Annotated in this window: 23 protein-coding genes; 13 read left to right on the forward strand and 10 right to left on the reverse strand. The window is 52.4% G+C overall.

Going from position 1 to position 25,208, the window contains the following annotated elements:
- The first annotated feature begins 88 nt into the window (after positions 1-88).
- From xylB to A9B99_RS11675, 3 genes are all read left to right on the forward strand, one after another.
- A complete protein-coding gene (gene xylB / locus A9B99_RS11665; protein ID WP_064598039.1) occupies positions 89-1,543 on the forward strand; it encodes a xylulokinase in 1,455 nt (484 codons plus the stop codon).
- Between the two features lie 189 nt (positions 1,544-1,732).
- Positions 1,733-2,284, forward strand: a complete 552-nt coding sequence (locus A9B99_RS11670) for a cysteine hydrolase family protein (RefSeq protein ID WP_064597669.1) — start codon at positions 1,733-1,735, stop codon at positions 2,282-2,284.
- 5 nt (positions 2,285-2,289) lie between these two features.
- A complete protein-coding gene (locus A9B99_RS11675) occupies positions 2,290-3,243 on the forward strand; it encodes a GlxA family transcriptional regulator (protein WP_064597671.1) in 954 nt (317 codons plus the stop codon).
- On the opposite strand, the gene A9B99_RS11680 is transcribed toward A9B99_RS11675, so the two are convergent.
- A complete protein-coding gene (locus A9B99_RS11680) occupies positions 3,206-4,201 on the reverse strand; it encodes an acyltransferase (protein WP_064598041.1) in 996 nt (331 codons plus the stop codon). The two genes, A9B99_RS11675 and A9B99_RS11680, sit on opposite strands and share 38 nt — an antisense overlap.
- Positions 4,202-4,464: 263 nt before the next feature.
- Here A9B99_RS11680 and A9B99_RS23850 point away from each other — a divergent pair, with 263 nt between their 5' ends.
- The 3 genes from A9B99_RS23850 to glyS all read left to right on the forward strand — a co-directional run bounded on the left by A9B99_RS23850 (position 4,465) and on the right by glyS (position 7,933).
- The gene (locus tag A9B99_RS23850; protein WP_197499270.1) at positions 4,465-4,782 is read left to right on the forward strand and encodes a YsaB family lipoprotein; all 318 of its coding nucleotides are present in this window, start codon (positions 4,465-4,467) and stop codon (positions 4,780-4,782) included.
- A 160-nt stretch (positions 4,783-4,942) separates the two neighbouring features.
- Positions 4,943-5,854, forward strand: a complete 912-nt coding sequence (gene glyQ, locus A9B99_RS11690; protein ID WP_036107088.1) for a glycine--tRNA ligase subunit alpha — start codon at positions 4,943-4,945, stop codon at positions 5,852-5,854.
- A 9-nt stretch (positions 5,855-5,863) separates the two neighbouring features.
- Positions 5,864-7,933, forward strand: a complete 2,070-nt coding sequence (gene glyS, locus A9B99_RS11695; RefSeq protein WP_064597674.1) for a glycine--tRNA ligase subunit beta — start codon at positions 5,864-5,866, stop codon at positions 7,931-7,933.
- Positions 7,934-8,032: 99 nt separating this feature from the next.
- Here glyS and A9B99_RS11700 read toward each other — a convergent pair whose 3' ends face one another.
- Positions 8,033-8,308 carry an HTH-type transcriptional regulator gene (locus tag A9B99_RS11700; RefSeq protein WP_064597676.1) on the reverse strand — a complete coding sequence of 92 codons (276 nt, stop codon included), beginning with the start codon at positions 8,306-8,308 and terminating at the stop codon, positions 8,033-8,035.
- 296 nt (positions 8,309-8,604) lie between these two features.
- Here A9B99_RS11700 and A9B99_RS11705 point away from each other — a divergent pair, with 296 nt between their 5' ends.
- Positions 8,605-9,315 (forward strand): DUF3053 domain-containing protein, encoded by a 711-nt coding sequence (locus A9B99_RS11705; RefSeq protein WP_064597678.1) that lies wholly within the window; start codon positions 8,605-8,607, stop codon positions 9,313-9,315.
- A gap of 56 nt (positions 9,316-9,371) precedes the next feature.
- Here the strand turns inward: A9B99_RS11705 and ghrB are convergent, their stop codons facing one another.
- From ghrB to A9B99_RS11735, 6 genes are all read right to left on the reverse strand, one after another.
- Positions 9,372-10,352 carry a glyoxylate/hydroxypyruvate reductase GhrB gene (gene ghrB / locus A9B99_RS11710; protein ID WP_064597681.1) on the reverse strand — a complete coding sequence of 327 codons (981 nt, stop codon included), beginning with the start codon at positions 10,350-10,352 and terminating at the stop codon, positions 9,372-9,374.
- A 29-nt stretch (positions 10,353-10,381) separates the two neighbouring features.
- Positions 10,382-11,662, reverse strand: a complete 1,281-nt coding sequence (locus A9B99_RS11715; RefSeq protein WP_064597683.1) for an MFS transporter — start codon at positions 11,660-11,662, stop codon at positions 10,382-10,384.
- 80 nt (positions 11,663-11,742) lie between these two features.
- Positions 11,743-12,684 carry a sugar kinase gene (locus A9B99_RS11720; RefSeq protein ID WP_064597684.1) on the reverse strand — a complete coding sequence of 314 codons (942 nt, stop codon included), beginning with the start codon at positions 12,682-12,684 and terminating at the stop codon, positions 11,743-11,745.
- Complete coding sequence (locus tag A9B99_RS11725) at positions 12,685-13,434, reverse strand: sugar phosphate isomerase/epimerase family protein (RefSeq protein WP_064597685.1); 750 nt, start codon at positions 13,432-13,434, stop codon at positions 12,685-12,687. It lies immediately after the preceding gene.
- A 106-nt stretch (positions 13,435-13,540) separates the two neighbouring features.
- Positions 13,541-14,560: a LacI family DNA-binding transcriptional regulator gene (locus A9B99_RS11730; RefSeq protein WP_064597686.1), complete on the reverse strand. Its 1,020-nt coding sequence runs from the start codon at positions 14,558-14,560 to the stop codon at positions 13,541-13,543.
- A gap of 179 nt (positions 14,561-14,739) precedes the next feature.
- Positions 14,740-15,402 carry an OmpA family lipoprotein gene (locus A9B99_RS11735; protein ID WP_064597687.1) on the reverse strand — a complete coding sequence of 221 codons (663 nt, stop codon included), beginning with the start codon at positions 15,400-15,402 and terminating at the stop codon, positions 14,740-14,742.
- Positions 15,403-15,568: 166 nt separating this feature from the next.
- Between A9B99_RS11735 and A9B99_RS11740 the strand changes: the two genes are divergently transcribed.
- Positions 15,569-17,896, forward strand: a complete 2,328-nt coding sequence (locus A9B99_RS11740; RefSeq protein WP_064597688.1) for a molybdopterin guanine dinucleotide-containing S/N-oxide reductase — start codon at positions 15,569-15,571, stop codon at positions 17,894-17,896.
- On the opposite strand, the gene A9B99_RS11745 is transcribed toward A9B99_RS11740, so the two are convergent.
- Positions 17,874-18,305, reverse strand: coding sequence for an N-acetyltransferase (locus A9B99_RS11745; RefSeq protein ID WP_064597690.1), 432 nt, complete (start codon positions 18,303-18,305; stop codon positions 17,874-17,876). The genes A9B99_RS11740 and A9B99_RS11745 overlap by 23 nt on opposite strands.
- Positions 18,302-18,865, reverse strand: coding sequence for a DNA-3-methyladenine glycosylase I (gene tag, locus A9B99_RS11750; protein ID WP_064597692.1), 564 nt, complete (start codon positions 18,863-18,865; stop codon positions 18,302-18,304). Before tag ends, A9B99_RS11745 begins: the two co-directional genes overlap by 4 nt.
- A gap of 244 nt (positions 18,866-19,109) precedes the next feature.
- On the opposite strand from tag, the gene A9B99_RS11760 reads away from it, so the two are divergent.
- From A9B99_RS11760 to A9B99_RS11780, 5 genes are all read left to right on the forward strand, one after another.
- Entirely contained in the window at positions 19,110-19,739 is a 630-nt protein-coding gene (locus A9B99_RS11760; RefSeq protein ID WP_064597696.1) for a hypothetical protein, read from the forward strand.
- A gap of 201 nt (positions 19,740-19,940) precedes the next feature.
- On the forward strand, positions 19,941-21,317 hold the full coding sequence (gene eat, locus A9B99_RS11765; protein WP_064597698.1) for an ethanolamine permease: 1,377 nt from the start codon (positions 19,941-19,943) through the stop codon (positions 21,315-21,317).
- Between the two features lie 13 nt (positions 21,318-21,330).
- A complete protein-coding gene (locus A9B99_RS11770) occupies positions 21,331-22,719 on the forward strand; it encodes an ethanolamine ammonia-lyase subunit EutB (RefSeq protein ID WP_064597700.1) in 1,389 nt (462 codons plus the stop codon).
- Positions 22,716-23,510 carry an ethanolamine ammonia-lyase subunit EutC gene (gene eutC, locus A9B99_RS11775; protein WP_064597702.1) on the forward strand — a complete coding sequence of 265 codons (795 nt, stop codon included), beginning with the start codon at positions 22,716-22,718 and terminating at the stop codon, positions 23,508-23,510. Before A9B99_RS11770 ends, eutC begins: the two co-directional genes overlap by 4 nt.
- A gap of 257 nt (positions 23,511-23,767) precedes the next feature.
- Positions 23,768-24,982: an L-lactate MFS transporter gene (locus A9B99_RS11780; protein ID WP_064597704.1), complete on the forward strand. Its 1,215-nt coding sequence runs from the start codon at positions 23,768-23,770 to the stop codon at positions 24,980-24,982.
- Positions 24,983-25,208: the final 226 nt, after the last annotated feature.

Consider the following 25,208-nt stretch of genomic DNA (forward strand, 5'->3'; position numbering starts at 1 on the left):
ATACGCGGTTTATGTGCTGGCGTATCCTCTGTGCTATCTGCCTGGCGGGGATATGCACGTTGTTTATTGCCGGGAGGGTGTGGCGGAAATGTATATTGGTATTGATTTAGGTACATCCGGCGTTAAAGCCATTTTATTAAGTGAAGAAGGGACGCTGTTAGCAACCCAAACCGAGTCGCTGACAGTGTCGCGGCCACACCCGTTGTGGTCGGAACAGGATCCTCTGCAATGGTGGGCGGCAACCGACCGGGCGATGAAGATGCTGGCCAGGCAGCACGCTTTGCAGGGTGTAAAAGCAATCGGCCTGACAGGGCAAATGCACGGTGCAACCCTGCTGGATAACCAGCAAAACATTCTGCGCCCGGCAATTTTGTGGAACGATGGGCGCTGTGCCGCAGAGTGCGCGCAACTGGAGCAGGCGGTACCAGCTTCCCGCAAAATTACCGGCAACCTGATGATGCCGGGGTTTACTGCACCCAAGCTGTTGTGGGTGAAAAACCATGAACCAGAAATTTTTCGTCAGATAGACAAGGTACTGTTGCCCAAAGACTATTTACGCCTGTGTATGACAGGTGATTATGCCAGCGATATGTCTGACGCAGCAGGGACCATGTGGCTGGATGTCGCACGGCGTGACTGGAGTGATGAACTGCTGGCAGCCTGTGGCCTGACGCGCGATAACATGCCCGCATTGTATGAAGGCAATGAGATTACCGGGCAACTCCATGCCGGGCTGGCTGATGCCTGGCAAATGCCGGTAGTCCCCGTTATTGCGGGTGGTGGTGACAATGCCGCAGGGGCTGTCGGTGTCGGTATGGTGGATGCCGGGCAGGCGATGCTGTCATTAGGCACGTCGGGGGTTTACTTTGCTGTCAGTGAAGGTTTCCTGAGTAAACCAGAAAGCGCAGTGCACAGCTTTTGCCATGCCTTGCCGGAACGCTGGCACTTAATGTCAGTTATGCTGAGTGCTGCTTCCTGCCTTGACTGGGCGGCAAAACTAACCGGGCAGCCTTCAGTACCTGCTTTACTGGCTGCGGCAGAACAGGCCGATGATACGGCCGGCGCGCTGTGGTTTTTACCTTACCTTTCCGGCGAACGTACTCCACATAATAATCCTGCTGCCAAAGGTGTCTTTTTTGGCCTGACGCACCAGCATGGCCCGGAGGAACTGGCGCGGGCAGTGCTGGAAGGTGTGGGATATGCCCTGGCTGATGGTATGGATGTGGTGCACAGTTGTGGGCTGAGCCCGGAAAGCATCACCCTGATTGGCGGTGGTGCGCGCAGTCCTTACTGGCGGCAGATGCTGGCAGATATCAGTGGTCAGGTGCTGGATTACCGCACCGGGGGTGATGTTGGCCCGGCTTTGGGTGCAGCAAGGCTGGCACAGGTGGCGTTAAACCCGCATGTGCCGTTATCCGCATTATTGCCGCAGTTACCCCTGGAGCAGCGCCACCACCCGGATGTAACGCGTAACCGGCAGTATGCAGCACGCAGAGAAACTTTCCGCCAGATTTACCGGCAACTTGCACCACTGATGGTGTGACTATGTCAGACTTCTGAGCATAACCGGCGGTGCCGGGCGAATTCAGCCCTGTGCCGCCGTTTTTTCATGCGGGTTTCGCTGTTGTATCCGCCTTGTCCGCCCGTATCCCTGTTCTGTCCGTTTTTGGTATTCGCCAGGCCATTTTTTCTTGCCAGAATGGCTTCAGGTTTCCACATGAGGCGAATCACCATGGCACGTAGCGCATTACTGAATATCGATACCCAATGTTCCTTTTTCCAGCGTGATTTCTGGGAAGACAGTAATTTTGCTGATTTTTCCCGGAACATGAATACCCTGATTTCGGGTTGCTCCGAGCGCCAGATCCCGGTGGTGGATATTTTCCATGTCGATGAAAGCGGGCCGTTCTCAATTGCGTCCGGTTTTGTCACACCGATGCCGTTTTTAACCCATAAACCCACCACAACTTTTCATAAACATGTGCATAATGCTTTTACTGATACCGGGCTGGATAACTGGCTGCGTCGCCAGAATATCGACCATGTGATTATCTGCGGCATGCGTACCGAACAGTGCTGTGAAACTACGGCCCGGGTAGCATCCGACCTTGGCTATCAAGTGACCTTTGTCAGTGAAGCTACGCTGACATTTGCTATGACCTGGCAAGGGGTTACGCTGGACAGCGATGCGTTACACCACCGTACGGAGACGGTGTTAACCGGGCGTTTTGCCACAATAAGCACAGTTGCAGAGTGTCTCGCGGGTTTAACTATGCAGGAGTAATGACAATGGCGGTGGATGTCTGGTTTGTGGTGCTGCCCGGGGTACTGGCGTTAGATTTAACTGGCCCGGCGGAAACCTTTGGGCTGGCAGGGGATGCGTTTCGTCTGCACTATATTGGGCCGCAACCGGAAGTGGTCAGTTCTATAGGGTTGACACTGGGTGGTATCGCGCCATTGCCAGATGCCCTGCCGCCTGGCAGCCTGCTGGTTATTCCCGGCGTGACGGACTCCTCACAGCATTTCGCCACCCCGGAGGCAGAGCAGGTCCGGCGCTGGCTGACTCGCCTGCAACCCGCCATTCATCACCAGCAACTGGCGCTGTTATGTATTTGTTCCGGGGCATTAATGGCCGCCAGGGCCGGGTTATTACACCAGCGCCAGTGCACCACTCATCATGACGTGATAGCGCGCCTGAAACAGGCGGCACCGGACGCACAGGTGAAAACCAACCGGATTTTTGTTGCAGACCGGGGTATCTGGACCAGTGCCGGCATTACTTCGGGTATTGATGTCAGCCTGCATTTAATCAGCCACCTGTGCGGCCCACATCAGGCGCTGGAAGTTGCCCGTGAAATGGTGGTGTGGTTCCGGCGCGCCGGAGATGACCCGCAACTCTCGCCCTGGCTGCGTTACCGCAACCACCTTCACCCGGCATTGCACCAGGCTCAGGATTTGTTGTCTTCTGCGCCACAACAGCCGTGGTCGGTTCCTGCCCTTGCGCAACAGGTTCATGTCAGCGCTCGCCATCTGGCTCGCCTGTTTCAACTGCATCTTGGCGTAACGGTACGGGATTATATTGAACAGTTGCGCCTGGCGCTGGCAGAACAATACCTGCGCCAGGGGTTGCATGGTGAGCAGGTGGCGCTCAAAGCGGGTTTTTCATCCCGCCGCCAGTGGCAGCGGGCATTACTTCGTGTACCGGCTAACTCACCCATCGTTTACGATCCACCCACTGGGTAACTGTTGCCAGAGCCAGGCTGCCGGCAAGTGTCGCGCTGAATATCCACAACATGTCCAGCAGTGGATAGCGGGTAATTTCGATACCCCGGGTGCGCAGAAAATGGATGAAAAAGGCGTGGAAACCATAAATGCCCAGTGAATAGCGTGCAATGGTGGCAAGGCCGGGTACCGGACCACTGCCCAGCGTATTTTTTACCAGGATAAACAGGCTGATTGCGGCGAGCAGCACCAGCGGGCTGGCATAACGATACCAGGTGTCCGCGAAATTGCCATGGGTATGTAAGGCATGTTGCGTCCCTTTAATAATCCCCACCACACAGGCGATAAAACCTGCCAGTGCCAGCAAAGTAACCCAGCCCCGTTCAGTTTGTAGCTGCCCCAGTGAATAACCCAGCACACCGTACAAAATGTAGTAGAACACATCGCCCTGAATATAGAGGTCGACAGGCAACAGGCGGGTATGCCAGCCATAAACGGACAGCATATTGGGGTTGGCAATGACACCTAACACAGCAATCAGCAGAAGCAGAGCCGGCGCACTGATTTGCCGGGCGTTGATTAATGGTGACAGCAGGTAGAGAACGAACAGCGCGTAGAAAAACCACAGATGATAAAACACGGGTTTTTGCAGAATATGCAGCCATGCCTGCCAGGCGTTAATACGTGTGAGTGTGCTCATGTAAAGCAGCGCAATGGCACTGTAAAACACCAGACACAAGAATAAACGAACGATATGCCGGGGCTGGGCGCTTCGTTCACCAAAGAACAGGTAACCTGAAATCATGAAGAATAGCGGCACACAGACCCTTGATGCAGAGTTCAGGACATTGGCAACATCCCAGGTCATCAGGCTGACTTTATCGACATTGGTGAGATACCAGGTTGTGGTGTGAATAACGATAACCATCAGGCAGGCAATACCGCGCAAGTTGTCAATCCAGGCGACTTTTTGGTTCATCCGGTCCTCAGTTTCTGTGAATGTACAGCCAGTGTGTTGGTTGAAGCCAGTTTTGCCTCCAGGAAAAAACTGAGTTTCCTGTGGGTGGCTTGCATCAGTCAACCTCGCCCTGCACACTGGTGAACTATTACTGACATAGTGATGCGACTGGGCAGAAAACCCGGCCTGTGGTTACCTGCGCTCCATACCCTTTCGCGGCTGGCCGTGTGTAGTTTGTTGGCACGAGGCGCGTCGCATGAACCAACCGTTTTGATAAAGAATTTATGATGACTGCGCTTTTTAGACGGCCCGTGGCCGGGTTGCTATTGCCCGTTTGCCTGCTTCTGGCAGGATGCCAGAGTGCTTCCCGGCCTGACCACACATCGTCTCGCCACTTTACGCCAGTTCCGGTTGAAATGATGGCGGCACAATGCCTGGGTCAGGTCACCAGGCGTTACAACACACGGCCCGACACTGTTATATTCGATGCTCCGGAAGCTTTCCAGCGTAGTTATGAGATTCGTGGCGCTACTCAACGCCATGAGCGTTTTACCTGCACTTTTGACGATACCGGGAAGTTTGTGTCGTTATCTATGCGTTGATCGCCCGGTTAAGCAGGAAAAGTGCGCATAACGCGTTGTTCTTTGTACGGTACAGATGATGTGTAAGGTTTTGTCGGAGGATTTGGGCTGTATATCTTGCGCCCAACGGGTATACTGACCGCTTCTTTATAAACCCACTCGTATCGCGTGCGAAATCAACATGCAAAAGTTTGATACCAGGACCTTTCAGGGCCTTATCCTTACATTACAGGATTACTGGGCTCGCCAGGGCTGTACCATTGTTCAACCGTTGGACATGGAAGTTGGTGCAGGCACTTCTCACCCAATGACTTGCCTGCGGGCACTGGGGCCAGAGCCCATTGCCGCCGCTTACGTACAGCCTTCTCGTCGTCCTACTGATGGGCGTTATGGCGAAAACCCGAACCGCTTACAGCACTATTATCAGTTCCAGGTGATAATCAAACCGTCACCGGACAACATTCAGGAACTCTACCTTGGCTCGCTGAAAGAGCTGGGCATGGATCCCACTATTCACGATATCCGCTTTGTTGAAGATAACTGGGAAAACCCGACACTGGGTGCCTGGGGGCTGGGCTGGGAAGTTTGGCTCAATGGGATGGAAGTGACTCAGTTCACTTACTTCCAGCAAGTGGGTGGCCTTGAGTGTAAACCGGTTACCGGGGAAATTACTTACGGCCTGGAACGCCTGGCGATGTATATCCAGGGCGTTGACAGCGTATATGACCTGGTGTGGAGCGATGGCCCGCTGGGGAAAACCACTTACGGCGATGTATTCCATCAGAACGAAGTAGAACAATCTACCTACAACTTTGAATACGCCGATGTGGATTTCCTGTTTACCTGCTTCGAGCAGTATGAAAAAGAAGCGCAGCAACTGCTGGCACTGGAAAAACCGCTGCCATTACCTGCCTATGAACGTATTCTCAAAGCGGCTCACAGTTTTAACCTGCTGGATGCCCGTAAGGCCATCTCGGTGACGGAGCGCCAGCGCTATATTCTGCGTATCCGTACTCTGACTAAAGCTGTGGCTGAAGCCTACTACGCTTCTCGTGAAGCGCTGGGTTTCCCTATGTGTAACAAGGACAAGTAAGAGGCTGCCATGTCTGAAAAAACCTTTCTGGTGGAACTTGGCACTGAAGAGTTGCCACCAAAAGCCCTGCGCAGCCTGGCCGAGTCTTTTGCTGCGAATTTTACCGCTGAACTGGATGCGGCTAATTTAGCCCATGGTGAAGTTCAGTGGTTTGCTGCACCGCGCCGCCTGGCGCTAAAAGTTGTGGCCCTTGCGGCGACACAACCCGATCGCGAGCTGGAAAAACGCGGCCCGGCAATTGCTCAGGCCTTTGATGCCGAAGGTAAGCCGAGTAAAGCGGCTGAAGGCTGGGCCCGGGGTTGTGGTATTACGGTTGATCAGGCTGAACGCCTGGTGACTGATAAAGGCGAGTGGTTGTTATACCGTGCTCATGTGAAAGGCGAAACCGCAGAGAAATTATTGCCTGCGATGGTCAGCAATGCGCTGTCTAAGCTGCCTATCCCTAAACTGATGCGTTGGGGTGCTTCTGACGTGCAGTTTGTGCGCCCGGTGCATACGCTTACGCTGCTGTTGGGCGATACCGTGGTGCCTGCCACCATTTTGGGTATCGACTCTGGCCGAGTGATTCGTGGTCACCGCTTTATGGGCGAGCCAGAATTCACTATTGATAATGCCGACCAGTATCCGCAAATTCTGTTGGAGCGCGGCAAAGTCATGGCGGATTACGCAATGCGTAAGGCCAAAATTAAGCAAGATGCCCAGGCTGCAGCCAGCCAGATTGGCGGTAACGCCGACCTGAGCGAAAGCCTGTTGGAAGAAGTGGCTTCTCTGGTGGAATGGCCGGTTGTGCTGACCGCGAAATTTGAAGAAAAATTCCTCGCGGTGCCTGCCGAAGCGCTGGTTTACACCATGAAAGGCGACCAGAAGTATTTCCCGGTGTATGACAACGACGGGAAACTGTTGCCCAATTTCATTTTCGTGGCAAACATTGAATCCAAAGACCCGCAGCAAATTATCGCCGGTAACGAGAAGGTAGTTCGTCCTCGCCTGGCGGATGCGGAGTTCTTCTTCAATACTGACCGCAAAAAACGCCTTGAAGATAACCTGCCACGCCTTGAAACCGTGCTGTTCCAGAAACAATTGGGTACGCTGCGTGACAAAACTGACCGTATTGAAGCGTTATCTGGCTGGATTGCTCGCCAGATTGGCGCGGATGTCACCCATGCTACGCGTGCGGGTTTGCTGTCCAAGTGTGACCTGATGACCAACATGGTGTTCGAATTCACCGATACGCAGGGCGTAATGGGGATGCACTATGCGCGTCATGACGGTGAAGCGGAAGATGTGGCTGTTGCCCTGAACGAACAGTATATGCCGCGGTTTGCCGGTGATGACCTGCCGTCAAGCCTGGTTGCCTGTGCTGTGGCTATCGCCGACAAAATGGACACACTGGCTGGTATTTTCGGTATTGGTCAGCACCCGAAAGGTGATAAAGACCCGTTTGCTCTGCGCCGTGCTGCACTGGGCGTACTGCGCATTATCGTTGAGAAAAACCTGCCTCTTGATCTGCAAACACTGGCTGAAGAAGCGGTACGTTTGTATGGCGATAAACTCACCAACGCGCAAGTGGTGGATGATGTTATCGACTTTATGCTGGGCCGTTTCCGCGCCTGGTATCAGGAAGAAGGCCATGCGGTTGATACCATTCAGGCTGTTCTGGCGCGCCGCCCGACACGCCCTGCTGATTTCGATGCCCGCATGAAAGCTGTTTCTCACTTCCGAACGCTGGATGCGGCACAAAGCCTGGCTGCGGCCAACAAGCGTGTGTCCAATATTCTGGCAAAAACCGATGAGCCGCTGAATGAGCGGGTGAATGCATCGGTGCTGAAAGAAGATGAAGAAATTCGTCTGGCTATGCAGGTAACTGTATTGCGTGACAAGCTGGAACCCTATTTCGCAGAAGGCCGTTACCAGGAAGCGCTGGTGGAGCTGGCTGAACTGCGTGACACCGTGGATGCTTTCTTTGACAAAGTCATGGTCATGGATGAAGACCCGGCGCTACGCGTTAACCGTTTGACACTGTTAGAGAAATTGCGTGAGCTTTTCCTTCAGGTTGCGGATATTTCCTTACTGCAGTAAGGTTCTGGTCTGTTAAAAAACAAAAACCCGCCTCAAATATGGCGGGTTTTTTGTCACAGTTCAGGGTTTACAGGGAAAGGTAAAACAACACGTAATGTTTTATTGCAGTAGCGTTTTTTTTGCCTGAATCAGGCGCATTAATTTTAACTCGGTTGCGGTAGGTTGTGTACGCCGCTCTTCCCACTCCAGCACATGGGCAAGGGTAACTCCCATTGCACTGGCAAAATCATCAAGTTGCAGACCTGTGCCCTGACGTAATTGTTCGTATTCAGAAAAAATGCTGTTCCGGGTTGTCAGGCTGGCCTGAGGCATATCTTTAAAAATCATTTGCTCAAGGCTTGTTAGCAGTTCAGCTCCAGGGTCTTTTAATTCCATTGAGAACTCCTCAAATCTCATAGCGGAAATGGCATGCCTGTGGCACAGGGAATGAGCAAAAACAACGTGCATTTTCCGGGGCCGCATTTTTAATAATAGACGGAAAATTGCGTTCAACAGCACAATTCATGAACGAAAAATGCGTATCGGTTTTGTGGCTCTCAATGCGTCTGTCTGGCGAAGAAATTCGTCTGATTCATAAGGAAAGGCTATTCAGTGCGCGCTGTCTGGACTATCCTTGTGAACGTTGAATTTACGGTCGCGCTTGCGCGTTTTTAGGGTGTAAGGAGTAGAAAATGGCGACAGGAAAGTCCTGCTCTCGCTGGTTTGCGCCGTTTCTGGCGTTATTGATGGTGGTCAGTTTGAGTGGGTGTTTTGATAAAGAAGCTGATCAGCGTAAGGCATTCATTGATTTTCTGCAGAATACAGTGATGCGTAGTGGTGAGCACTTACCTACATTAACCACTGATCAGAAAAAACAGTTTGGTAACTTTGTTTCTGACTACGCCATTCTGTATGGCTTTTCCCAGCAGATGAACCAGGCGATGGATTCCGGTATTAAACCGCTGGTGGACAGCATCAATGGAATTCGTGCGCCGCAGGATTACATGACGAATCGCGATACGTTGCGCCAGATTAACGGTTCTCTTGGTGTATTAAGCCAGCAAATTCAGAATGCAAAAATGCAGGCTGACTCAGCACGTTCCGGATTGCAATTGGCTGATGACCTGAGACCGGTGTTTGACCAGGCGTACCAGAAAGTGGTTACGGCACCATCCAGTGCGGTCGCGGCACTCATTCCGGCGGCACAGGTCTTGTCTCAGCAACTGGTTCAGGTGGGGGATTTTGTGCAGCAGCAGGGCGAAAAAGTGAGCTTTGTGGCGAACGGTATTCAGTTCCCAACCACAGAGCAGGCCAACCAGTATAATTCATTGATTGGGCCGCTTACCGCACAACACCAGGCATTCAGCCAGGCATATTCCAGCGCGATGAGCGCAATGCAGTAAATTGCTTTTCCGCTCTGTGCCATAAACACAGAGCGGTTATTCCTGCCTTGTTTTCCTCAGGCCTGTTTTGCAACAGCCGGGTTCACGCAGTTTTTCTCAACCTTACCTTCCAGCGCATTAAGCAGGTTTTCCACTGCGGTGGCCGCCATATTGTAACGTGTTTCATGGGTGGCCGAACCAATATGTGGCAGGGCGACAACATTGGGCAGGCTCAGAAGTGGGGAATCCACCGGCAGAGGCTCCTGTTCGAACACATCCAACCCGGCTGCATGAATTTTGCCACTTTTCAGGGCATCAACCAGTGCAGGTTCGTCAATGACCGGGCCACGACCCGCGTTGATCAAAATGGCGGAAGGCTTCATCAGCGCCAGTTTTTCTGCATTCAGCACATGGTAAGTTTCATCGGTTAGCGGCAGGATACTGCACACAAAATCTGCTTCACTCAGCAGTGTATCAAGGTCGCAATAGCGGGCGCCAAAGCGCGATTCTGCTTCTGTGTGATGGCGGCGTGCGTTATACAACACCGGCATACCAAACCCAAAGTGCGCGCGTTGTGCCAGCGCCATACCAATGCGACCCATGCCAATAATACCGATAGTTTTATGGTGCACATCCACGCCGTACCAGTCTGGCCCAATACTGCTGGTCCATTCACCTTTTTTTACCCGCTCAGCCACTTCCAGTACCCGACGGGCCGTTGCCAGAACCAGTGTCATCAGCGTATCTGCCACAGTTTCGGTCAACTCGGTTGGTGTGTGCATCAGCAGGACATTACGTTGAGTGAGCGCATCGACATCAAAGTTATCGTAACCCACTGAAACAGTTGAAGCTGCGCGTAAAGCAGGCATGGCAGTCAACAGTGCTCCGTCCACTTTTCCCCCTGCACCTAACAAACCTGCAGCGCTGGCAAAAGCATCAGCATTGGCCTGAACAGTTTCCGGGCTCAGGTTCTTCACCTGGATAACGTCCACTTTTTCTTTCAGGCGGGCAACCAGGTTTTCGGGCAGTGTTTTATAGAGAATAATGGACGGCTTCATACAGGTCTCCGTGTTAATTGGGAATACAATCAGGCATGTTTCGCGCCAACGGGCAGTGGCTGAGGTTGCTCAGGCTTTACTATAAGAGTTAGCCATACTGAAACGAAAAGTGCCACTGCCATAAAGATGAATGAGGCTGACGGGCCACCAGTTACTCCATTGAGGTAACCCACAAACCATGAGCCACAGAAAGAGCCCAGTGCGCCCATGCTGTTAATCAGAGCCATTGCTCCGCCTGCGACATTGCGTGGCAACATTTCTGGAATAATGGCGAAGAACGGTCCATAAGGTGCGTACATGGCAGCACCTGCAACAACCAATAATCCCCAGGATACCCAGAAGTGATGGGAGCCAACAGCCCAGGAGCCGAGAAATGCCAGTCCGCCAATCAGCAGCAATGGCCAGACAAATAATTTCCGGTTACGCAGTTTGTCAGAGGCCCATGAGACAGCGATCATTGCCAGTGTCGCAGCCAGGTAAGGTACGGCAGACAACCAGCCAACTTCGACCATGCCCATATTTGTGCCAGCACTACGAATAATGGATGGCAGCCACAATACAAAACCATACACCCCAATACTCCAGGTGAAGTATTGCATGCACAGCAGAATGACATTGCGGGAACGGAAGGCTTCACTATAGTTACGAACTGCTTTGATATTCCGTTGTTCTTTATCTAACTGTGCCTGGAGTGCCTGTTTTTCATTATTTGTTAACCAGGTTACCTGGGCAGGTTTATCTTTTGCCAGCACCCACCAACAGAAGGCCCAGATAACCGCAGGGATCCCTTCAAGAATAAACATTTCACGCCAGCCGAATGACTGAATCAAATAGCCGGAGACCACAGACATCCACAGAACGGTTACCGGGTTCCCGAGGATTAAAAACGTATTAGCCCGTGAGCGCTCAGACTGAGTAAACCAGTTACTGATGTATATCAGCATGGCGGGCATCACCGCAGCTTCCACCACACCAAGAATAAAGCGAATGGCGGCCAGGGCTGGAATATTGGTAATGATGCCAGTGAGTGAAGCGCATACGCCCCAGAGAACCAGACAGGTGAAGATTAATTTGCGGACACTACGCCGTTCAGCGTAGATAGCGCCCGGAATTTGAAAGAAAAAATATCCGAGGAAAAACAGTGCGCCCAGTAATGACGAGATCCCTTTGGTGATACCCAGATCTTCAGTGATCCCGGCGGCAGACGCAAAGCTGAAGTTTGCCCGGTCCAGATAGGCCAGGCTGTAGGTAATAAATACTACTGGCATGATACAGAGCCAGCGTTTGGTTGCATTTGTCGGGCTGTTCATACGCGTTCCTCTTCGGTTTTACGCTGAGACATATTCACCCTGTTGTGTAGGGTACAGGGTGGCAGGGTTTGACGACTAAATTACGGCTCCCTGAGCTGATTTCGGGTTGGCAATCCTTCACTGTCTCCCTGAACCTGTATTGCCATTGCACCAATACGATTACCACGCAATACCGCCTGAGCTACCTCTTTTCCTTCCAGTAGTGCGCTTACGGCACCTGTTGCGAAGCCATCTCCGGCACCTACCGTATCAACGACTTTTTCTACAAATACTGGCGGAACAGCACCCTGCTCATCGTTAGCTGTTTTGTACCAGGCGCCGTCTGCCCCGGTTTTAATCATGACTATTTTGACGCCATGATTGAGATAAAAATCGGCAATGGCTTCCGGTGAGGTGGCACCCGTGAGGCAAATACCCTCTTTCAGCCCGGGTAAAAACCAGTCGGACTGAAATGCCAGTTGATTAATTTGCTTTACCATTTCAGCTTTGTTGGGCCACAGTACCGGGCGCAGGTTCGGGTCGAAGGAGACTGTTTTTCCAGCCTCTTTCATGACGCGGGAGGCGTGATGTAGCAGTTCCAGTGAACTTACAGATAGCGCCGCAGCAACGCCGGTAAGGTGAAGGTGGCGGGCACTGAGAAAATAGTCTGGCGAGAAGTCAGCCAGGCTCAGGTGGCTTGCGGCGGAATTTTTGCGAAAATATTCCACGATGGGATCGGTTCCATTTTCGGCCAGCGATTTCACCTGAAACCCTGTAGCATGAGATGCGTCCTGAGTGACATGCTGGCTGTCGATACCTTCTTTAGCCAGTTGCTGCAGGATAAAACGCCCAAAACTGTCAGCGCCCACCCGGCTGACCCAGCCAACACGCAAACCGAGGCGAGCCAGGCCCGTTGCGACATTAAGTTCAGCTCCAGCCACGCGTTTGATAAAGTGTTCTGCTGTGGATAAATCTCCGGCCTCGCGGGCCACAAACATCGCCATCGCTTCACCGATAGTGACCACATCCAGTGCAGTATTCATTTAAACCTCCCGTAATTGCGCGACATAGTGGCGTGTTACAGCAGCCAGATCTTTCCCGGCAAGTGGGAACTCAATACCGCGTGGTACATCTGACGGTAGTTGGCGCAGCAGAGCCATCCAGTCTGGTGAAGCTTCATCCGGCGCGATAGCACGATACCGGTTGTGATGGAGAATGGCTGCTTTGACATGGATATAACTCACGCCATTTGCCAGGAACTGTGCTGCTATTGCAGGCGTTTCACCTGTCCATAACCAGTTGGCCATATCGAAAGTCAGGCGGACAGGAAGATGTTCTGCCTGAGCGGCTTGCCAGAATGATTGCATTGGTGCGAGCTTACCTGCACTTGTCTGGTCATTTTCAACAACAACAGGGACTGGCGAGCCTGCCAGTTGGCTGTTGAGCCCGCTAAGAGATATGCCGGGTTGGTACTCACCCAGTGAAAATTTGATCCAGCGAGCCTGTAATTGCCGGGCTTCGAGTAAAAATGTAGGAAGTTGTGGATTAACTTGCCCACCAGAAGTGAACAGGCCGTGCGGAACGGAATAACAGGCAAACAGGCCTTGTGCGGTAATCGAATGAGCTAACTGGCTTAATGTATCCAGTTCCTGAGGGGAGAGTAATTCCCGGCGTATTTCAATGCCGTCTGCACCCGCTGCGGCGATAGTAGGTAATAACCCGCTTTGCCCTCCGGCTTGCCTGACCTGGTCCTGACCGTAGGCTGAGGCCACTACGATTATCTCTCTTGCCATTGTGTTGTCCCATTCCAGCGTGTTCTGTTGTTATAACGCTAAATGGAACCGGTTCCATATGGAAGTTTGTGACTGCTAATTTATGATCTCAGTCACGAACAAAATTTCAGCAGGAGGTGGACCCCCGGATGATAAGTACGCCATCAAAGGTGCTTTCTTTGATGGATGATTTATCGCCTTCGATGCGGCTAATAACTTGATTTAACGCACAATACCCCATGTCCCAGGTGGGTTGTTTGAGGGTGGAGATCCCGACACCTGCCAGTTCTGCCCACTCCAGTTCATCAAAGCCTAACAGGCCGATATCACTGCCCCAGTTTAACCCTACGCGCCGAAGTGAGCGCGCAACCTGAAGAGTAAGTGAGCCATTCGCGGAAATAATGGCTTTGCGCATTCCCCGGTAGCGGGAATGGAAATTACGCAGTATGTCATCGATTTGGCTGGCATCATGTAGTGGTGCCTGGGCATTTTCAGCGGCCACGCCCTGGTGCTGGCTGGTGGTTTGGCGAAAAGCATCAAGGCGTTCCCGGCGGGTATTGACTGTACCTGTAGGCTCACTGATAAATAAAATAGCTTCAAAGCCTTGCTGGATGAGGTGTTCGGTTGCCTCTTTGGTAGCTTTTGCGTTATTCAGACCCACAACATCACAGGCAAAACCGGGAATTTTTCTGTCGATTAATACCATGGGCAGGGCCGATTGCTGCAGGCGGTTAAGCCCTTCTTCGTTCATACCCACCGCATTAACTACAATTCCTTCAACCTGGTAGCTTTGCAGTAAGTCGAGATAATGCTGCTCCTGGTCCAGTTCATTGTTGGTATTACACATCAGCAGGGTAAACCCTTTTTCCCGGCAGGCTGCTTCAATTCCGCTGAGAATATCTACTGAATAAGGATTAGTAATATCTGCAATGATCAACCCAATTAACCGGGTACGCCCGCGTTTAAGGCCGCGTGCCATTTGGCTGGGGCGGTAATCGAGCTGTTTTATTGCAAATTCGATGCGTGCTTTCAGGTCGTCAGACAAGAGGTGTTGTTCGCCATTGAGGTAACGCGACACACTGGTTTTCCCTGTTTTGGCCGCTTTTGCTACATCGCTAATGGTTGCCCGCGCCACCCTGGTATTCATACAAACGCATCCTCGTTGAGGTGAAAACACTGATGATGGCACAACGACCGGGTTTGGGGGGAGAGAAAATGAAGGTTGTGAACCACTTACCAGAATTTATTGCGGCACACATTTCTTACTTCATGCCTGTAACCCCAGGAGAAACCACAGTGTTCTCCTGGGGGTTAACGCCAACAGAATCACTGCAACGGCGACAACGTAATTTCTACCCGGCGGTTTTGTGCTTTACCTTCCGCGGTTGTGTTGCTGGCGACAGGGTTGGCCGGACCCATACCCGATGTATGCACCCGGTTACCTGCAACACCCTGTGTAATCAGCGCACTGCCAACACTGTCTGCGCGCTGCTGGGAAAGGCGCATATTCAGGTCATGCCCACCTGTACTGTCTGTATAACCGACTACATTAACGGCAGTTTTCGGGTACTCTTTCAGCACCATAGCGACGCCCGTTAGCGTATTAGCCCCGGCAGGTTTCAATACAGCACTGTTACTGTCAAAGGTGACATTATTGGGCATATTCAGCACAATGTTATCGCCCTGGCGCGTAACGCTCACCCCGGTTCCCTGCATTTTTTGCCGCAGTTTTGCTTCCTGGGCATCCATGTAGTAGCCAATACCGCCGCCCAGTGCAGCACCTGCGGCAGCGCCAATCAACGCGCCTTTACCCCGGTCACTTTTTGATGACGATAATACACCCACACCGGCACCGACCAGCGAGCCAATACCTGCACCAATGCCCGATTTCGCGGCCTGACTTTCACCGGTATAAGGGTTTGTTGTACAACCGGAAATGACGAGTATGGCGCATACTAAACTGGCTAGCATAACCTGATGTTTTTTCATGTTATATCCTTATGCCGAAATTGAATTGCCGTAATGCAGATGGCGGTAGATTATGGCGGTTTTACCGAAAGAAAAATTCGTTGAATAGTCTGATTTTTGTAAAATGCGCCCACAGAGCGCGGCAAAACAATAACACTTAACACCTGCAAAGATTCCGGAGCCCATAGTGGATAAAAAAAGATACCAGGTACTGACAGCAGCCCACTGGGGGCCGGTGTTGGTCGAAACTGATGGCGAAACGGTATTTTCGTCTCGCGGTGCCCTCGACACCTTGCACGAAAATACGCTCCAGACCGTTGTGGCAGACCAGGTTCACAGCCCAACCCGGGTGCGTTACCCCATGGTGCGGAAAGGCTTCCTGGCATCACCGGACAATCCTCAGGGGGTGCGTGGGCAGGATGAATTTGTCCGGGTCACCTGGGAGGAAGCGCTGGCACTGATTGACCGCCAGCACCGCCGCATTCGCCAAACCTGGGGAGCGTCGTCAATTTTTGCCGGTTCATATGGCTGGCGTTCTAATGGCGTAATGCACAAAGCCGCCACACTGTTACAGCGCTACATGAGTCTGGCAGGCGGATATACCGGGCATCTTGGCGATTACTCTACCGGAGCAGCCCAGGTGATAATGCCGTATGTTGTGGGTGGCAATGAAGTTTACCAGCAGCAAACCAGCTGGCCTCTGGTTCTGGAATACAGCGATGTGGTGGTCATGTGGAGTGCCAACCCACTCAATACCCTGAAAATTGCCTGGAACGCCAGCGATGAGCAAGGTATGAAGTATTACGAGTCGCTGAAAAAGAGCGGCAAGCGCCTGATTTGTATTGATCCGATGCGTTCAGAAACCCACGATTTCTTTGGCGAACAGATGACCTGGCTGGCCCCGCATATGGGAACGGATGTCGCGATGATGTTGGGCATCGCTACAACGTTGCTGGAAAATCAGTGGCATGACAGTGCTTTCCTGGACAAATACACCAGCGGGTTCGCGACTTTCCAGAATTACCTGTTGGGTGAGCAGGATGGCATCAGAAAAGACGCCGACTGGGCAGCGGCGATTTGCGGCATACCGGCACAAACGCTACGCGAACTGGCCGAGTTGTTCAGCCATAACCGCACCATGCTGATGGCCGGGTGGGGCATGCAACGCCAGCAATATGGTGAGCAGAAGCACTGGATGCTGGTGACGCTGGCAGCAATGTTGGGGCAGATTGGCTTGCCCGGCGGTGGTTTTGGGTTGTCTTATCATTTTGCCAATGGGGGTAACCCGACCCGGCGTGCTGCAGTGCTGGCTTCCATGCAGGGGAGCGTGGCGGGCGGAACTGACGCGGTGGATAAAGTGCCGGTCGCCCGAATTGTCGAAGCGCTGGAAAACCCAGGCGGCGCTTACCAGCACAATGGTGAAGACCGCATATTCCCGAATGTGAAAATGATTTGGTGGGCAGGTGGCGCCAATTTTACTCACCATCAGGATACCAACCGCCTGATTCGGGCGTGGCAAAAACCTGAGCTTATTGTTATTTCAGAATGCTTCTGGACGGGAGCGGCGAAGCATGCCGATATCGTTTTGCCAGTGACAACGAGTTATGAACGTAATGATCTGACCATGACCGGGGATTACAGCCAGCAGCACCTGGTTCCCATGAAGCAGGTTGTACCACCCCAATATGAAGCGCGTGACGATTTCACTATTTTTGCCGAGCTGAGTGAATACTGGGAAAGCGGCGGAAAGCAGCGTTTTACGGAAGGCAAAGATGAAATGGCCTGGCTGGAAACGTTTTATCAAATGGCTGCGGCACGGGGAGCTGCAAACCAGGTATCGTTAATTCCTTTTGCGACCTTCTGGGAGCAGAACCAGCTTATCGAAATGCCAGAAAACCCGGCGAACAGCCAGTTTGTGCGGTTTGGTGATTTCCGGGCAGACCCACTGGCGCATCCACTGAAAACCGAAACCGGTAAAATTGTGATTCATTCAGAGCGAATTGCCAGTTATGGCTACCCTGATTGCCCGGGGCACCCCACCTGGCTTGCGCCTGATGAGTGGCACGGTAATGCGCAACCGGAACAATTGCAGTTGTTATCTGCTCACCCTGCTCACCGCCTGCACAGCCAGTTGAATTACAGCCGGTTGCGTGAACGCTATCAGATTGCCGGAAGAGAACCTGTGACACTCAATACGGCTGATGCACAGGCGCGCGGAATTCGCCATGGCGATGTTGTGCGGGTGTGGAATAACCGTGGGCAAGTGCTTGCCGGGGCGCATGTGACCGACGGCATTAAACCCGGCGTGATTTGTATTCACCAGGGTGCCTGGCCGGACCTACAGGATGGCGAAGGCAGTCTGTGCAAACACGGCGCGGTCAATATGCTGACGAAAGATATACCTTCATCGCGCCTGGGGAATGGTTGTGCCGCGAATACTTCACTGGTATGGATGGAGAAATTTACCGATGAATTGCCAGTGGTAACGGCGTTTACCCCGCCTGCCAGCTCATGATCCAGGTGGGTTCCTGAGTATCGTCCTGCCAGGCGCTCTCAATAATACGGAAGCCCTGAGCATGGTAAAAGCTCACTGCCCGGCTGTTTTTCTGGTACACCTCCAGGCTTAACAGCGGGTAGCGATGCTTGACGTGACTGAGTAATTCTCGCCCAATTCCATGACCTACTGAATGGGGTGCGATAAACAGCGCCCCAATAAAACGTGATTCCAGTACACTGACAAATCCTTGTAATTCTCCCTGCTCATGGTAAACCCAGGTAGTGGCATGGGGCAGGTAAATATCCCGGACGACAGGCACACTGGCCTGCCAGTAACTGACCGGAATAAATTCGTGGGCTGCCGTTGTGCTGGCAAGCCAGAGTGACAGAAGTTCCGGCATGTCTCGTGCGCGGCTGCGACGAATCATCTGCCAGCCTCCGGATGGCAGGCGCAACTGACGACATGGTCATTCACCAGCCCGCAAGCTTGCATAAACGCATAGCAAATGGTCGAACCGACAAATTTGAACCCCCGTTTTTTCAATGCCTTAGACATGGCTTCTGATACAGGTGTACTGGCCGGAACCCCGGATAATGTCTCCGGGCTGTTAATCACTGGTTGGTGGTTCACAAAACCCCAGATAAAATCTGAAAATGACTCGCCATTTTGTTCCATCGCCACCCACGCCCGGGCGTTCGTTATGATGGCTTCAATCTTACCCCGGTGGCGAATAATACCGGCATTCTGCAGCAGTTTTTCTACGTCTTCCGCCTGCATTTCGGCGACCTTTTGTGGGTTGAACTGGTGGAATGCTGCACGGTAATTTTCCCGTTTTTTCAACACAGTAATCCACGACAAACCGGCCTGTTGGCCTTCAAGGCACAACATTTCGAATAATTTCTCGCCTGATTTTTGCGGTATGCCCCATTCATTGTCATGATAATCAATATAAAGTGAATCCTGGGTAACCCAACCGCAACGTTGCATGGTGCCAGTCCTTATTGTGATGTGGTAAATCGTTATTATCGGCTATACGCTTAAAATATATACCCCGCGTTTTTAACATTGTTCAGGTAACGCGCAGGTAAGCGGGAAAACTGGACGAATATCACACCATCCCGTGAAGTCCGTGGCAATCTCGGCACGTAAATAAATTCTGTCGCGGTTGTGTTGTACATAAAAAAAATACCGATAAAGAAAAAATAAAACCGAATGTTTGCAGGCATCCACCATGAACAGCATCTCCTTTAGCAGTGGCAAAGCAGTGAGTTATGCAGCCTGTTGTGGGTTGTGTTGGCTTTATTCGTCGGTGGCACTGGCGCTGGATACGCATAGTGATAGTATCGCTACGGCTCCGGTAGCCACACCACAGAGCGCCGCCCGGGTGGATTACAACACAATTCTGGCACAGCAAATCAATGCGTCTCATGCACCAATGGGGAACATGGTCATGTGGCGTGACCCGTCGTTACCCGGTGAGCAGTCTGTAAACACGCACTGGCAATTCCCGTTAAACAATAATTTTGCCACAGGCCCTGTTGCCGGATGGGATCAATACCGTGCGCCCTGGTCTGGTTCGTCTGCTGAGACGGCAAATGTGAGCCGTATTGGCTGGCGGCTGGACTATGCCTGGGGAGCGTTCCAGCCCTGGGCGCAGGTTGATCTTATTTCAGGTTCATCCTCATGGTCTGAACCTTATACTGCCCAGAGCGGCCAGCAGGATGAGAAAATTGGCTTCTCAATGGGAGCGAATCTCCCAATAAATCAAAATATTGCTGCTTATGCCCGGTTATCTCAGGGAAGCACCCAGCCTGGCAATGACCTGACTACCTGGCAACTGGGGCTGGACGTCGCGTTTTAAGCCAGGCCCGGAAATGGTGCGGCCTTATTTTGCCTCTGAACTCTGCGCACTAAAAGAGTGCATTTCTCGCTTTCCGCGTTTCAGCATCTTGCCTGTTCCTGATTAACTCAGTGACTTTATGGGTATTTAAGAACTGGTACACACTTTGCAACACCTTCGCCAGTTGCGTTTATTTTTGGTTAACTTTATGGCGAGGTCGTTATGTCTGAACAACCGACAACATTAAAACGCTCACTGGGGAGCTTCCGGTTATGGGGCATCGCTGTTGGGCTGGTGATTTCAGGTGAATATTTTGGCTGGAGTTATGGCTGGTCTGCGGCGGGAACCCTGGGGTTTCTGATAGTCGCTGTGCTGATTGCCGCCATGTACTGCGCGTTTATTTTTAGTTTTACTGAACTGACAACCGCGATTCCGCACGCCGGTGGGCCATTTGCTTACGCTTTTCGCGCCTTCGGGCCAACCGGTGGCTTTATTGCCGGGTTTGCAACCCTGGTCGAGTTTGTTTTTGCGCCACCGGCCATTGCGATGGCGATTGGCGCCTACCTGAATGTGCAATTCCCTTCACTGGATCCTAAATGGGTCGCCTGTGGTGCCTATCTGGTGTTTATGGCGCTGAATATTTTGGGGGTTGGCATTGCGGCAACCTTTGAACTGTTCGTCACGCTGCTGGCGATTTTTGAACTGCTGGTCTTCATGGGTGTGGTGGCACCGGGTTTTCAGTGGAGTAATTTTGCCAGCCACGGCTGGGCAGGTAGTGATACGTTCTCTTCCGTAGCGCTTTCTGGCATGTTTGCCGCCATTCCTTTTGCTATTTGGTTCTTCCTGGCTATTGAAGGTGCGTCAATGGCGGCTGAAGAAGCAAAAAACCCGCGTCATACCATTCCTCGCGCCCTTGGCGGTGGAATTATTACTCTGACTGTACTGGCTGTAGGCGTAATGGTTTTTGCCGGTGGTGTGGGTGACTGGCGTGCATTATCCAACATTAATGACCCATTACCTCAGGCAATGAAACTGCAGGTAGGTGGCAGTAGTGGTTGGTTACATATGCTGGTCTGGCTGGGGCTGTTCGGCCTGGTCGCCTCGTTCCATGGCATTATCATGGGGTATTCCCGGCAGATTTTCTCCCTGGCCCGTGCCGGGTACCTGCCCGCTTCTTTGGCGCGGGTTAACCGCCGGACACAAACGCCTGTTCTGGCAATCCTTGCCGGTGGTGTGATTGGTATCGCCGCTATTTTTTCCGACTCCCTGATTACGATTAATGGCATGCCGCTGACTGCCAGCATCGTTACCATGTCTGTATTTGGCGCAATTGTTATGTACATCACATCGATGGCGGCACTGTTCAGGCTGCGTCGCACGGAACCTGAGCTGGAACGCCCCTTCAAAGCACCGGGATTCCCGGTGGTTCCGGCATTTGCACTGGCTGTATCGGTACTCTGCCTGGTGGCGATGGTGTACTACAATTTTGAACTGGCGGTGATTTTCGCCGTCATGATGCTGGCCGGTTATGTATGGTTCCGAATGACCGCAACCGCTCGTGCCCGCGCTGCGCTGGATCCGCAACTTACAGTGATGTAATAAAGGTTATCCCATGTATAAAACCACTCTGGCGCACAACACATGGACATTCGCCAGTCTGACAGAGGTTATGGCTAAGGCTTCCCCGGCCCGTTCCGGGGATCAACTGGCCGGGGTCGCAGCGGCAAGTGCGGAAGAGCGCATGGCTGCGAAATTCGTGCTGGCGGATTTACCGTTAACGACATTTCTGAACCAGGCGCTGGTGCCTTATGAAGAAGATGAAGTTACCCGGCTTATTATGGACACCCATGACCGCGAGGCGTTCGCGCCCATCAGCCATCTGACGGTAGGGGAATTTCGTGACTGGTTACTGGAAGATGGTACGGATCATACGCTGTTAACCCAGGTTGCTCGGGGGATTACGCCAGAAATGGCTGCGGCAGTCAGTAAACTGATGCGTAACCAGGATTTAATCCTGGCGGCCAGCAAATGCCAGGTTATCACCCGGTTTCGCAACACCATTGGCTTGCCAGGCCACTTAAGCGTGCGCCTGCAACCGAATCACCCCACCGATGACCTGCAGGGTATTGCCGCCAGTATGCTGGATGGCCTGCTGTACGGTAGTGGAGACGCAGTGGTGGGAATCAACCCGGCAAGCGACAGCCTGCCAGTACTTGAGCGGCTGAATTACATGCTGGACGATGTCATCAGCCGTTTTGAGATCCCCACGCAGTCTTGTGTGCTGACCCATGTGACCAATACGCTGCAGTTAATGGAGCGTGGTGCGCCAGTCGACCTGGTGTTTCAGTCGGTTGCCGGTACACAGGCCGCGAATACCGGTTTTGGTATTGACCTGGCGATGCTGGGTGAGGCGCGTGACGCTGCATTGTCACTCAAGCGCGGTACGCTGGGCGAGAATGTGATGTACTTTGAGACCGGGCAGGGAAGTTGCCTGTCGGCGGATGCCCATCATGGTGTTGATCAGCAAACCTGTGAAGCCCGTGCTTACGCGGTTGCACGCCACTTTAAACCCCTGCTGGTTAATACGGTCGTTGGGTTTATCGGCCCGGAATATTTGTACGATGGTAAGCAAATTATTCGAGCCGGGCTGGAAGACCATTTTTGCGGTAAATTACTTGGCCTGCCACTGGGGTGCGATGTGTGCTACACCAACCATGCCGAAGCCGACCAGGATGACATGGATACTCTGCTGACATTGCTGGCAACTGCCGGGCTGACCTTTCTGATAGGGGTGCCGGGGGCTGATGACATTATGCTTAATTACCAGAGCACATCATTTCATGATGCGCTCTATATTCGGCGCTTACTGGGGCTTAAACATGCACCAGAGTTTGCCGCCTGGTTAGAGCGAATGCAGATTATTGATACTTCAGGTCAATTACGCCTGACCGGTGCGAGCCACCCGCTGCTGAGTGCGTTACCCAAAGGAGAAGTGGCATGACATTACCGGATGCCTGGCGCTCCCTCACGCAATTTACCGATGCCCGTATTGCGCTCGGGCGCAGTGGGGCAAGTTTACCTACCCGCGAAGTACTGAAATTTGGCCTGGCGCATGCGCAGGCCCGGGATGCGATTCATCAGCCTTTCGACAGCAACAAAGTAGCTCAAGGCCTTGAGTGTTTAGGGCTGAAAACCCTGACGGTGCACAGTGCTGCGCCTGACAGACACAGTTTTCTCCAGCGACCGGATTTGGGCCGTCAGCTTAGTCTTGAAAGCCGAAACCAGCTCACCCAACTGCGTAATGATTCACCTGACCTGGTACTGGTCGTGGGAGATGGTCTGTCGTCATGGGCAGTGCATCGCCAGGCCTGTGAATTGATTCGCGCATTACTGCCTTATCTCTCTGAACTGAGTCTTTCACTGGGGCCAGTGGTTCTGGCTCACCAGGCGCGTGTTGCACTGGCTGACGATGTTGGTGAGTGCTTACATGCAAAAGCGGTCGCCATGTTGATTGGTGAGCGCCCGGGCCTGTCTTCACCAGACAGCCTTGGGGTGTACATGACCTGGTCACCCAGTCGCGGGCGGCGCGACGCCGAGCGGAACTGCATTTCTAATGTGCGCCCGGAAGGGCTTAACTGGGATGCCGCTGCGTTTAAGCTGGCGTGGTTACTGGAGCAGGCATTTATTCGCCGCCTGTCGGGGGTTAAGTTAAAAGATGAAAGTGATAACCCGGCTTTGTATGGCCGTGTTAAACCTCATCTGACCCAGGTTAACGCCTTACGCGAGAAGTGAAAATTGTGATCTGTATCAAGGACAGTTTTCACAATTGATATACAGGAGTGGCGCGTAATACAGGGATAGTGAATACTCACATTTTAGGTTTGTGTTACGTGCCGTTCATGCATTTAAAGGCTGTTTATACCGCCTGAGATGCAATTCATTCCGCACTCAGTGCATTTCATGCCGTTTTTCCCTGCAATTCCCTCCCTGAGAGTAAGGTTACAGGCAGATAACTACCTTCCCTTATTCAGTAATGCAGGACATCTGCCATGAAAACATCAATTTCAAACCAAACGCGCTGGTTGACACTTGTGGGTACCATCGTAACTCAGTTCGCCCTGGGCTCGGTTTATACCTGGAGCCTGTTTAATGGCCCGCTTTCTGAAAAACTTAATGAACCTGTCAGCCAGGTGGCATTCTCTTTCGGCCTGTTAAGTCTGGGCCTGGCGCTGGCTTCTTCTGTGGCCGGTAAGCTCCAGGAACGTTTTGGTGTCCGCCGTGTCACCATCGCTTCCGGGGTGTTATTAGGGCTGGGGCTGTTCCTGACGGCACATTCCCATAACCTGCTGATGCTCTGGCTGAGTGCCGGTGTGCTGGTTGGCCTGGCGGATGGGGCGGGTTATCTGCTGACGTTATCGAACTGTGTGAAATGGTTCCCTGAACGTAAGGGCCTGATTTCCGCCTTCTCTATTGGTGCTTATGGGTTGGGTAGCCTGGGGTTTAAATTTATCGATTCTCAGTTACTGGCTTCCTTTGGCCTGGATAAGACCTTCATTATTTGGGGCGGTATTGCACTGGTTATGATTGTGTTTGGTGCATTACTAATGAAAGACGCACCGGTACAGGCAGTGAACCGGAGCAATGGTGCCAGTAACAGTGATTTCACTCTGGCGGAATCCATGCGCAAACCACAGTACTGGATGCTGGCGCTGATGTTCCTTACTGCCTGCATGAGTGGTTTGTATGTTATTGGTGTGGCGAAAGATATTGCTCAGAGCCTGGCGCATCTGGATGTCATGACTGCGGCCAACGCTGTGACAGTCATTGCCATTGCCAACCTGAGTGGTCGCCTGATAATGGGGACTCTGTCCGACAGAGTGACCCGCATCCGCGTGATTACTTTTGGCCAGATTATTGCGCTGGTGGGGATGGCGGCATTGCTGTTCGCACCGCTGAATGCGATGACCTTCTTTGCGGCCATTGCCTGTATTGCCTTTAATTTTGGCGGCACCATCACCGTTTATCCTTCACTGGTCAGCGATTTCTTTGGTCTGAACAACCTGGCGAAAAACTATGGTGTGATTTACCTTGGCTTCGGGGTTGGCAGTATCTGTGGCTCCATCATTGCATCGCTGTTTGGTGGCTTCCATGTAACTTTCCTGGTCATTTTCGCACTGTTGATTGTTTCTCTGGCGCTCTCTTCAACCATTCGCCAGCCTAAAGCAGATATTTATGACGGTGATGCAGCACATTCTCACGCCTGATGTAATGAACAGAGTTCAGTTAAATACAGTTGATTGCATCTGAAACCAACGACAACCTCGGTGCCTCCCTGGTTGTCGTTGGTTTTATCTGGTCACGCAGGTTAACTTCAGCGTATTTCCCCCACAACACCGGCCAGCAAAGCAGCCCTTCTTATTTCCCGGGGTGCCCGGCAACTGGCGGAAAGATTTGATTTTGTGGCGCAGGTAGTATTTCTGCCCTGGTCAT

Origin of the sequence: Mangrovibacter phragmitis (assembly GCF_001655675.1) — a bacterium.
GTDB lineage: Bacteria > Pseudomonadota > Gammaproteobacteria > Enterobacterales > Enterobacteriaceae > Mangrovibacter > Mangrovibacter phragmitis.

What these genes read in the sequence shown, in the direction of transcription:
- xylB (WP_064598039.1), top strand. Translation starts at nt 89, where the DNA reads ATGTATATTGGTATTGATTTAGGTACATCCGGCGTTAAAGCCATTTTA.
- A9B99_RS11670 (WP_064597669.1), top strand. Translation starts at nt 1,733, where the DNA reads ATGGCACGTAGCGCATTACTGAATATCGATACCCAATGTTCCTTTTTC.
- A9B99_RS11675 (WP_064597671.1), top strand. Translation starts at nt 2,290, where the DNA reads ATGGCGGTGGATGTCTGGTTTGTGGTGCTGCCCGGGGTACTGGCGTTA.
- A9B99_RS11680 (WP_064598041.1), bottom strand. Translation starts at nt 4,201, where the DNA reads ATGAACCAAAAAGTCGCCTGGATTGACAACTTGCGCGGTATTGCCTGC.
- A9B99_RS23850 (WP_197499270.1), top strand. Translation starts at nt 4,465, where the DNA reads ATGATGACTGCGCTTTTTAGACGGCCCGTGGCCGGGTTGCTATTGCCC.
- glyQ (WP_036107088.1), top strand. Translation starts at nt 4,943, where the DNA reads ATGCAAAAGTTTGATACCAGGACCTTTCAGGGCCTTATCCTTACATTA.
- glyS (WP_064597674.1), top strand. Translation starts at nt 5,864, where the DNA reads ATGTCTGAAAAAACCTTTCTGGTGGAACTTGGCACTGAAGAGTTGCCA.
- A9B99_RS11700 (WP_064597676.1), bottom strand. Translation starts at nt 8,308, where the DNA reads ATGGAATTAAAAGACCCTGGAGCTGAACTGCTAACAAGCCTTGAGCAA.
- A9B99_RS11705 (WP_064597678.1), top strand. Translation starts at nt 8,605, where the DNA reads ATGGCGACAGGAAAGTCCTGCTCTCGCTGGTTTGCGCCGTTTCTGGCG.
- ghrB (WP_064597681.1), bottom strand. Translation starts at nt 10,352, where the DNA reads ATGAAGCCGTCCATTATTCTCTATAAAACACTGCCCGAAAACCTGGTT.
- A9B99_RS11715 (WP_064597683.1), bottom strand. Translation starts at nt 11,662, where the DNA reads ATGAACAGCCCGACAAATGCAACCAAACGCTGGCTCTGTATCATGCCA.
- A9B99_RS11720 (WP_064597684.1), bottom strand. Translation starts at nt 12,684, where the DNA reads ATGAATACTGCACTGGATGTGGTCACTATCGGTGAAGCGATGGCGATG.
- A9B99_RS11725 (WP_064597685.1), bottom strand. Translation starts at nt 13,434, where the DNA reads ATGGCAAGAGAGATAATCGTAGTGGCCTCAGCCTACGGTCAGGACCAG.
- A9B99_RS11730 (WP_064597686.1), bottom strand. Translation starts at nt 14,560, where the DNA reads ATGAATACCAGGGTGGCGCGGGCAACCATTAGCGATGTAGCAAAAGCG.
- A9B99_RS11735 (WP_064597687.1), bottom strand. Translation starts at nt 15,402, where the DNA reads ATGAAAAAACATCAGGTTATGCTAGCCAGTTTAGTATGCGCCATACTC.
- A9B99_RS11745 (WP_064597690.1), bottom strand. Translation starts at nt 18,305, where the DNA reads ATGATTCGTCGCAGCCGCGCACGAGACATGCCGGAACTTCTGTCACTC.
- tag (WP_064597692.1), bottom strand. Translation starts at nt 18,865, where the DNA reads ATGCAACGTTGCGGTTGGGTTACCCAGGATTCACTTTATATTGATTAT.
- A9B99_RS11760 (WP_064597696.1), top strand. Translation starts at nt 19,110, where the DNA reads ATGAACAGCATCTCCTTTAGCAGTGGCAAAGCAGTGAGTTATGCAGCC.
- eat (WP_064597698.1), top strand. Translation starts at nt 19,941, where the DNA reads ATGTCTGAACAACCGACAACATTAAAACGCTCACTGGGGAGCTTCCGG.
- A9B99_RS11770 (WP_064597700.1), top strand. Translation starts at nt 21,331, where the DNA reads ATGTATAAAACCACTCTGGCGCACAACACATGGACATTCGCCAGTCTG.
- eutC (WP_064597702.1), top strand. Translation starts at nt 22,716, where the DNA reads ATGACATTACCGGATGCCTGGCGCTCCCTCACGCAATTTACCGATGCC.
- A9B99_RS11780 (WP_064597704.1), top strand. Translation starts at nt 23,768, where the DNA reads ATGAAAACATCAATTTCAAACCAAACGCGCTGGTTGACACTTGTGGGT.